1 protein-coding gene is annotated in these 1804 nt (G+C 69.5%); it reads right to left on the reverse strand.

Annotated features, from left to right (window positions below; all coding sequences use genetic code 11):
• Positions 1 to 49: 49 nt before the first annotated feature.
• Positions 50 to 1669: an oleate hydratase gene (locus ACN6LB_RS45765; protein WP_445031090.1), complete on the reverse strand. Its 1620-nt coding sequence runs from the start codon at positions 1667 to 1669 to the stop codon at positions 50 to 52.
• Positions 1670 to 1804 lie beyond the last annotated feature (135 nt).

Here is a 1804-nt window from a genome sequence, read left to right on the forward strand (position 1 = left end):
CCCCCCCCCCCCCCCCCCCCCCCCCCCCCGGTGCGTCGTTCGCTTCCGGCTACCGCCGGTGCATGGTCTCCAGGGCGGCGGCCAGTACGCGGGGGTCGTGGTGGCCCTTGTGGACCGCCGGAGGCTGTCTGTCGAGCCGGAGCAGCCTGGCGACCGCCGTCCAGGCCGTGCGCACCGAGTACTCGACGGTGAAGACCACATCGTCGGGCACCTCCGCGAACTGACCGATGAAGGCCAGGTTGACCGACCCTTCGGGCACGACACGGGGCCGGTCCTCGCGACGGCGGACCAGGAACTGGCTCGTGATGTACGGCATCACACAGGGCACCACGGTGGACGTCTCAAGGACCCGGGCCGTCAGCGCCTCGTCGAAGCGCAGATGGTGCAGGACCTCTTCGAGAATTTCCCGGCCCGAGCACATGGTCATCGGCTTGGGTGTCTGGTTGCCCGCGCGGCCGGGGAACAGGCCGTATCCCCACCAGACGGAGACGCCCTCGGGCTGGTCGCGGTAGACGGGTTGGCGGTTGGCGACGATGCTGAGCAGCCAGTTCGACTCGGTGAAGGTCATCAGCCCGCCCCTGCCCGTCTCACGGCCACTGAAGTCCGCCAGCGCGTCGAGGAAGGCGGGATCCTTGGCGGTGACCGTGAACGACTCCCAGCGGGACTCCTTGACCCGAGTGTCGAAGGCGGCCGGGTTGCCGAACTCCTCGCGCCCACGGGCGATCCGGTGCCACAGCAGCCAGGCCTCCGAGCGGCGGACGGGCGGGGGCGGCGCGGCGGTGTGCGTGCCGAGGCTGGAGGCGTCGGTCATCGAGCCGTTCGTGACCAGGACCAGGTCCTCGGGGGTTACGGCGATCCTCTCGTCGCGGCCGCGCCGGGCGACGTACAGGGTCTGGACCGTACCGCTGTGCGGCCCGGGCGTGAACCTCAGGTCGGTGACGCGGCAGCCGGTGTGCACCGTCACGCCGCGTGCGCGCAGCCAGACCGTCAGGGGCCGCACGATCGAGTCGTACTGGTTGTATCGGGTCCGGTGGATGCCCGACATCGATGCGAACTCGGGGAAGAGGTGGATGAACCGCCTCAGGTAGCGGCGGAACTCGATCGCGCTGTGCCAGGGCTGGAAGGCGAACGTGGTGCACCACATGAACCAGAAGTTGGTGGTGAAGAAGTGCTCGCCGAAGCAGTCCGTGATCCGCTTGCCGTCCAGGTGCCCCTCGGGGCTCGCCAGACACCGGACCAGCTCCAGCCTGTCGCGCTCCGAGAACCCCATCGACGTGGTGTCGACGATCCTGCCGTCCCCGTCGACGAGGCGTGCGGCGTCGTTCCAGGCGAAGTCCTCGTGACCGGCCAGGATTTCCTGCGTCACGGACACCGCGGGATCGTCCAGCGAGGGGATGCCGGACAGCAGGTCGTACGTGCAGCGGAACTCGGCCTCGAACATCCGGCCGCCGCGCATGGTGTATCCGGCGTCCGCGGTGCCGCCCGCGTCCAGGCTGCCTCCGATCTGCTCCTGTTCCTCGAACAGGTGGATGTCTGCTCCGTCGAACCCGCCGTCACGGATCAGGAAGGTGGCCGCGGCGAGTGCCGCGATACCGCTGCCCACCAGATACGCCTTCGCCATCACGAAACTCCTCGTCCTCGCTTGTCGTTCGCGAACCGCACGTCCCACGGTTTCCTGCGCGCGCGAGCGACGTCTGTGGGTCTTTGGTCACCCGCCCGGTCCGAACGGCCCGCGCCACGCGGCTTGGAGGCCTGAGTCCGGGACGAACACAGGCCCGGTCGGTGACGGTCCACCGACCGGGCC

This window comes from Streptomyces sp. SAS_270 (genome assembly GCF_052543295.1).